The organism is Burkholderia singularis (assembly GCF_900176645.1).
Taxonomy (GTDB): Bacteria; Pseudomonadota; Gammaproteobacteria; order Burkholderiales; family Burkholderiaceae; genus Burkholderia; species Burkholderia singularis.
The window spans coordinates 1-6,095 of sequence record NZ_FXAN01000133.1 but is presented as its reverse complement, the minus strand read 5'-3'; the positions used below and the strand labels follow the sequence as shown (position 1 = coordinate 6,095).

Genomic DNA, 6,095 nt, shown 5'->3' with positions numbered 1-6,095 from the left:
GTTTCGGTACCTTGAACATGCCTGATCCCCTTCCTTTCCGTCGAGTTTATACACGACCTCATGGAAGGCGAAATTTCAGCGGAAGCTCAGGCATTATCGATTCGATGGTGGCTAAATCTGAGCACGACAACTGCGTTAAAGCTGCCGTTCAAGCAGGTTATAGGATTGGTGGATCGGCTAATTGAAGATTTTTGTTTTGATGAGAATTGATATTTAGATATTGATCAATGCATGCGTTGACTATCTTTGATCGCCCGATTCGCAACGAAAGCCGGGCACGTCATGAAACCCGCATTCCTCGCGGCCGACTCGGAGAGTCTGGCGCGGAGAGTCACAGCATTGCAGCATCTGCGGCAAGAGTGATGCGCTTGCAAAGCTCCGGAGCCCATTCCGCGTGTTCCGGTTTCATCAGACAGGCGCGAAGACACAGAACGCTATCCTCGTCCCATATCAGATCGGTTACGTGCGGTTCGACGAGAGACCTTGGCATGCGAGCCAATGCCAGATGCAATTGCATGGCCGCCGCGGCGTCAAACAACACGCGCGAAAGACGCGACGCAACGCTGATGCGCTCGCTCGCCGGAAACCAAAATACGATGTCCAACTCCGGTGGAAAACACGTGACGAAGCGGCTGTCGCGCCGAAGGAAATCATACAGATGCAGCGCCGCCGATCTCGCTTGATCGAGGTCGTGCGCGAAGCGCCCGCCTTTTTCCAACGGCATCAGCTTTTGCGTTGCCCAAAGCGCAGCGGCACTCGCCCCGGGACGGGAGCATTCGAGACTGATTTCACCGAGATGAAAATCGGCTGATGTGAAATACGTGTACGGCGAATCGTGTACGTATATCGCGCCGACGGCCGGATCCCGGAAGATCACGCAACCGCAACCGTAGGGCTGCAAGCCATGCTTGTGCGGATCGACCACGACCGAATCGGCCGTGCATATACCCGCGAACGCCGCCTTTCCATGTTCGGTTAGGGTGTCGGCGAGCGCATAGTATCCGCCGTAAGCCGCATCGACGTGCACGCGGAAACCATAGCGCTTCTGCAACGCGAGAATGCCGTCGAGCGGATCGATCGTGCCGCACGCGGTCGTGCCCAGCGTGGCCACCACGGTGCCGACCGGTCCTTCGTCGGCCAGCATCCTTTCCAGTTCGGCCAGCGACATCCGCCCGTACTCGTCGCAGCGCACCTTTGCAAATTCCACGCCGAGCACGTTGCAAATACGCTCGTGCGTGTAATGCGCGAGCGCGGACGCAACCACTTTTTCGCCGGGCCTGACGCGGCTCGCCACCCACAACGCCTCCATGTTCGCGACAGTGCCGCCGCTGCAAAGATGCCCAAGATGATGGTCCCATCCGAACATCCGCGCGATCTGCGCGACACATTCTTTTTCGAGCGCGGACGTTGCCCGTCCGCCCTCGAGCGCATGATTGTTCGGATTCACATACATGCTGAGCGCATAGGCCGCGCGCGCGATCGGATGCGGCGGCTTGAGCATTTGGCCTGCATACAGCGGATGGAAATAGGGATAATTGTCGTGCAGCTTCGCCGCCAGTTGCTCAAGTATCGGCGCCATTTCGTCGGCCGACGCCGAATCGGCATAGGGCGGCAGCTCGGAAAATCCCGATTGCCAGTGTTTTGCGGCACGCCTGAGCAATTCGACGTCTCTATCGATATCCATCTCGACTCCATTCGAAAATATTGGGCTGCGCCGAATTCGCATTGAATCCGCGTTCAGTCAGTATCCGCCCGGCGTGCCGCGCGCCCCCGATCGGCCAACCCGATACCGGCATTGCGAGGCCGGTTCCCGCCGGCCCATGATCCGCATCCCAACGGGTAAGTATCACACGGGCTACACAAGATCAGCGTGGCTCAGATTGCATAAAATCGCACAGGGCGTGCCGATCGATGAACCGCGGCACGGCGCCGCTCCAAGCAATCCGGCGCGAGGCTGTATAGATTGCCGAGCAGCCTCCGTTGACGACCGGACTCTCCGAAATCCGCGGGATCAGGCTCGCCTATCACGCGCCATGCCCGCTCGAGCGCCGCACGCTGTGCGATGCCGCGTCGCCACGCCAAGCGTTCCGGCAGGCACGATTGAGAATGCGGATGTGCCGGCCATACGCGCCGCTCGCCGCTTAATTCGTAACTGTGTGTGAACCGGCCCAAACTCACTTTCCGGGCCCCGCCCCATCGAGGTTTCGAGCGCGAACGCTGTTGGCGGCGTCAGGCCGTCACACGTCAAAACCACGCCCGTCGGCCGCGCATTGACATTCGATTGCACGATCGTCAGCGCACAGCCCGGAAAACCGTGGCAATCTACCGCGTATTGCCGGTTGTCCGCTCGTGCAACCGATCTGTAAGGTTTCCCTATGTTCAGTCTTCCGAAATTCGCGCGCCCCGTCGCGCTTACCGTCCTTTTGCATTTGCTTTGTGTTGCGCTGCCGGCCGCCGCGGCCGATGCCGATGCCGATGCGCATGTTGCATCCGTTGCCTCTGATGCCGCATCGCCCGCGCCCGTGCCGCCGATTTCGCTGGAGGCGGCAGTGGCTGAACTCAAGCGCTTGCAGGCTGCACTGGATCGCATCAAGCAACAGGCCGCGACTGCGGCAACGAGCAAGCGGCTTAGCGAACTCAGCGCCGATACGCAGCAGCGCTCGGCCGACGTCGACAAGCTGACAGCCGAGTTGCAGCCGGAGCGCGCGCAATTGCAGGCACAGTTGGACGTGCTGGGGCCGCTCCCGCCGCCCGGCTCGCCTCCCGAAACCGCGGCGGTTGCGCAGCAGCGCACGAGCCTGAATGCGCGCAAGGCGCAGATCGATGCGGCGTTGAAGCAAGCCGTCGACATCAAGGAGACGCTCGCGAATCTTGCGCAGCAACTCGCCAAACTGGACCGCAGCTTGATGCGCGATCAGCTCGCGCTTCGCTCCGGCAGCATTCTCGGCGCGCAGTTTTGGTCCGCGCTCTTCGATACCCCGAGCGAAGACATCCAGCGGCTCGACGACGTCAACGCGCAAATCGGCCAGGTGCTGCATGCGGCATGGGAGCCCGGCAAGCGCCTGGTCACCGCGCTGCTCGTGGCCGTCGCGCTCACGGTGTGGGCCGCGGGCCGTCGGTGGATCGTGCAAGGGCTCGAATGGCTCTGTCTCAATTGGCTACCGGAAACCCGCCTGCGGCGCAGCGCGCTCGCCACGTCGATTGCGTTGTCGAGTGTCGTGACGACGGGTATCGCGGTGCAGTTCGTCTATGCCGCGTTCACCCGCGATTACACGCTGCCCGCCCCGCTCCAGGTCTTCGCCGACCAGTTGGCAAAGCTCGCGATCGGCTGCGCGCTGATCGCCGGGCTCGGCCGTGCGCTGCTCTGCACGAGCCATCCGTCGTGGCGCCTGCCCGCACTCGCGGACGAGGTCGCGCTCGCGCTCAAGCCATTTCCGGTGATTCTCGCCGCGCTTTTGATGCTGGCCGGCACGCTCGAGCTATTGAACAAGCTGGCCGACACCAGCCTGCAGGTCACGCTGTTCGGCCGCGGCCTCGTGTCGCTTGTGGTCGTGCTGACGATCGGCGCTTCGCTGGTGCGCTCGAACCGGGTGCGCAGCGCACTCGCGGCAGCCGGCGAGCCGCCCGAGGCCAGCTCGACACTCGCGGGCCTGATCCATGCAGGCGTGACACTGACCGTGGTCACCGCGTTCGGCTCGCTCTTGATCGGCTATATCTCGTTCGCCCGCTTCCTGACCCACGAACTCGTCTGGTTCGAGATCGTACTTTGCAGCCTGTTCCTGCTGACGCGCCTGACCCAGGACATGTGGGCGAGCCTGTTCTCCGCGAACCTGCCAAGCGGCCGCCTGATCAAGCATCTGTTCGGCCTGAACGACAGCCATCTCGATCAGGCCCGCACGGTGTTTTCCGGCGTCGGCACCAGTGTGCTGCTGCTGCTCGCCGTCATCGCGTTGCTGACGGGCGGCTTCGGCACGACGCCGGGCGACTTGCTGTCGAGCGTGCTGTCGGTGTTCGGCGGCGACAAACTGCGGCGGCTCAACATCGTGCCGAACCACATCCTGAACGCGGCGATCGGGCTTGCGGTCGGCCTCTATCTGCTGCGCTCGGTACGCCGCTGGCTCGACACGGAGCTGCTGCCCGCGCTCGGCATGGACCCTGGCATGCGCGCGTCGCTCGTCACGCTGTTCAGCAATCTCGGCTACGTGCTGGTTGTGCTGGTCACGCTGTCGCTGCTGGGCGTCAAATGGGACAACCTCGCATGGATCGTCAGCGCGCTGTCGGTCGGGATCGGTTTCGGCTTGCAGGAAATCGTGAAGAACTTCGTGTCCGGGCTGATTCTGCTGACCGAGCGCCCGGTGAAGGTCGGCGACATGATCAGCATTGCCGGCGTCGAAGGCGACATCCGCCGCATCAACGTGCGCGCGACCGAAATCCAGCTTTCCGACCGCTCGACGGTGATCGTGCCGAACTCGCAACTGATTTCGCAGAACCTGCGCAACGTGACGATGGGCAACAGCACGCAAGGCGTCGCCACGCTGATGCTGACGTTTCCGCTGAACACCGATCCCGAACAGGTTCGGGATCTGCTGCTCAGCGCTTATCTCGAACACCCTGCGATTCTCGAGAAGCCCGCGCCGTCCGTCACGTTCAGTCAGCTCACGCCCGACGGCATCACGCTCAGCGTGACGGGCTACGTCGCAAGCCCGCGCATCGCATCGTCGACAAAAAGCGATCTATTGTTCGAAATTCTGAAGCGGCTGCGCGCCGAGCACATTCCTCTGTCGAATCCACAAATGCTGATGGTGCAAAACCTGCCGCCCCCGGCCGATTGACCATGCGCTCGCCGAGCGTGATGCGCATCGCGTTTAAATCCTTTACACGCTCGGCAGGCATCCTATGATTCGGAATACGAACCACGTTCGAGGAGCCCCGTGCAATGACGAAACCGATCCTGCTTGCGCTTGCCGCGGGCGCGCTTTTGGCCGGGTGTATCGCGTATCCGGCGGACCCGGGCGCCGGCGTAAACGTTAGCGTCGGCTGGCACGGCGATCGTTACTGGGATGGCCGCCGCTACTGGGATCGCGACGAATGGGAGCGCGGCCGCCCGCAATACCGCGAGCGCGACGACCCTCGAAATCGACACGACGATGACAACCGCCGCGACTGACGTCGCCACACAACGCAATTGTCAAGAATCATTCGATGCAGGCAAACAGAAAGCCTCGCATGCCGCCGCCGCGTTATGCTCGTCCCTCCATTACGACAGGAGCCTACCCGTGAAGCTTACGATTCTCATCGGTGCTGCGAGCGCCGCTCTTGCATTGACCTCGGCCGCCATCGCCCAAACCCAACCCGCGCAAAACTATCAGTTCGGCGAAGGCCAGGCCGCGCCGGCCGCCGGCGCGCAACCCGCGCAAGCTGCGCCTGCACCGATGCAAAACGATGCGCCGCCGGCAAAAACGGCGCATCACCGCAAGCACCACAACAAGCATCATAAGCACCACGCGGTCGCCAAGAATCCCGAAGGCACCTATTCGCATCACTAATTTCATTCGAGCGAATCCATCCGCCGCGCGCGGCACCGGCGCGGCGCCCTCCTTTGCGCTTCTATTGCGCGGGCGGCGTCCCGCTTGCGCCGATTGCGCCGCTGATCCGATCGATCAACGATTTCGCCACCCCAGAAGCGAGCGCTGCGTCGACTTGTGATGTCTGCCACGCGCCGTCGCCGTCCTCGGTGAACGTCAGCGTGGTGCGCAGCGATGACTGCTCGCCGTCTGGCCGCGTGTCGTGCCAAGCAATCTCCACGTTGCACGAGTACGCACGCTCGGCCACCTTCGTGCAATCACCGACAGGCTTGACCGATGCGATATCGGCCGACACCGGCAACGGCTGTCCAAGCAGCGTGCTGAGCGGGCCGCGGTTCTCCGCGTCGAGCGCGCGGCGCACGGCGGCATCGATTTCGCGCTCGCCGGGGCCGGCGTGAAACCAGCCGCATGCGGCAAGCATCGTAAGCGACTCGCGATGGCCGTTATAGACCGCAGCGCGGACCGACGCCAAAGTGATGCCCATCATTTTCGAAGTGATGGACACCACTT

6 protein-coding genes are annotated in these 6,095 nt (G+C 62.6%); 4 read left to right on the top strand and 2 right to left on the bottom strand.

Annotation, left to right across the window (positions count from 1 at the left end; genetic code table 11):
* A partial coding sequence (locus BSIN_RS25930) for a hypothetical protein (RefSeq protein WP_218192451.1) occupies window positions 1–185 on the top strand: 185 nt, incomplete at its 5' end.
* Window positions 186–331: 146 nt separating this feature from the next.
* On the opposite strand, the gene BSIN_RS24840 is transcribed toward BSIN_RS25930, so the two are convergent.
* Entirely contained in the window at window positions 332–1,684 is a 1,353-nt protein-coding gene (locus tag BSIN_RS24840) for a pyridoxal phosphate-dependent decarboxylase family protein (protein WP_089342384.1), read from the bottom strand.
* Window positions 1,685–2,375: 691 nt separating this feature from the next.
* Between BSIN_RS24840 and BSIN_RS24835 the strand changes: the two genes are divergently transcribed.
* The 3 genes from BSIN_RS24835 to BSIN_RS24825 all read left to right on the top strand — a co-directional run bounded on the left by BSIN_RS24835 (window position 2,376) and on the right by BSIN_RS24825 (window position 5,546).
* Window positions 2,376–4,832 (top strand): DUF3772 domain-containing protein, encoded by a 2,457-nt coding sequence (locus tag BSIN_RS24835; protein ID WP_089342383.1) that lies wholly within the window; start codon window positions 2,376–2,378, stop codon window positions 4,830–4,832.
* 104 nt (window positions 4,833–4,936) lie between these two features.
* Window positions 4,937–5,167, top strand: a complete 231-nt coding sequence (locus tag BSIN_RS24830; RefSeq protein ID WP_089342382.1) for a hypothetical protein — start codon at window positions 4,937–4,939, stop codon at window positions 5,165–5,167.
* Window positions 5,148–5,546: a hypothetical protein gene (locus tag BSIN_RS24825; RefSeq protein ID WP_369828260.1), complete on the top strand. Its 399-nt coding sequence runs from the start codon at window positions 5,148–5,150 to the stop codon at window positions 5,544–5,546. Before BSIN_RS24830 ends, BSIN_RS24825 begins: the two co-directional genes overlap by 20 nt.
* 61 nt (window positions 5,547–5,607) lie before the next feature.
* Here BSIN_RS24825 and BSIN_RS24820 read toward each other — a convergent pair whose 3' ends face one another.
* Window positions 5,608–6,006, bottom strand: a complete 399-nt coding sequence (locus BSIN_RS24820; protein ID WP_089342385.1) for a hypothetical protein — start codon at window positions 6,004–6,006, stop codon at window positions 5,608–5,610.
* Between the last annotated feature and the right edge of the window lie 89 nt (window positions 6,007–6,095).

Bases quoted from the DNA above. Each gene is read 5' to 3' on its own strand.
- BSIN_RS24830 (WP_089342382.1), top strand. From the start codon at position 4,937: ATGACGAAACCGATCCTGCTTGCGCTTGCCGCGGGCGCGCTTTTGGCC.
- BSIN_RS24825 (WP_369828260.1), top strand. From the start codon at position 5,148: ATGACAACCGCCGCGACTGACGTCGCCACACAACGCAATTGTCAAGAA.
- BSIN_RS24835 (WP_089342383.1), top strand. From the start codon at position 2,376: ATGTTCAGTCTTCCGAAATTCGCGCGCCCCGTCGCGCTTACCGTCCTT.
- BSIN_RS24840 (WP_089342384.1), bottom strand. From the start codon at position 1,684: ATGGATATCGATAGAGACGTCGAATTGCTCAGGCGTGCCGCAAAACAC.
- BSIN_RS24820 (WP_089342385.1), bottom strand. From the start codon at position 6,006: ATGCTTGCCGCATGCGGCTGGTTTCACGCCGGCCCCGGCGAGCGCGAA.